1 protein-coding gene is annotated in these 524 nt (G+C 73.5%); it reads right to left on the bottom strand.

The genetic code is table 11. The features are described 5' to 3' along the window. On the bottom strand, positions 1-524 hold a 524-nt coding region (locus ABD940_RS22855), incomplete at both ends, for a transporter permease (RefSeq protein ID WP_486303711.1).

A 524-nucleotide genomic window follows, 5' to 3' on the forward strand; every position in this document is an offset into this window, starting at 1 on the left:
TGCCCGCTGAACCAGGCCGACCGGCCGGAACCCAGGCAGCAGGTGTTCTTCAGGTCGGCGCCGACGGCGAGCGTCGGGGGCACCTCGAACGGCAGCCGCAGCGGCAGCGGCGCGAAGACGTGGTCCCGCCAGATCCGCCGCGACGTCTCCTCCGGGTAGCCGGTGACCGCCGGGGGCACGTCGAGCACCTGGGTCGGCCGGCCGTCGAGGTCGTAGGGCGGCCACCCCGGGTCGCCGCCGACGGCGAACGCGACCCAGCCCGCCCGGACGTGCGCGGACAGCTCCTCGGCCGCCGGGGTGAAGGTGCCGAAGGCGGTGGGCACCGCGGCGATGCCGAACAGCACCCACGGGATCAGCGCCACCTTGCCGCGCACCAACCGGACCCCGCCGCGCACCAGCAGGTCGATGGTGCCGTTGCGCTGGGCGACGGAGAACAGGTACGTCACGCCGACGATCGTGACGAACAGCGATACCGGGAACCCGGCGAAGATCTCGTCCTCGGTCATCCCGAGCGACCAGGTGCC

This window comes from Chryseobacterium ginsengisoli, assembly GCF_039542325.1.
Lineage (GTDB): Bacteria > Bacteroidota > Bacteroidia > Flavobacteriales > Weeksellaceae > Chryseobacterium > Chryseobacterium ginsengisoli.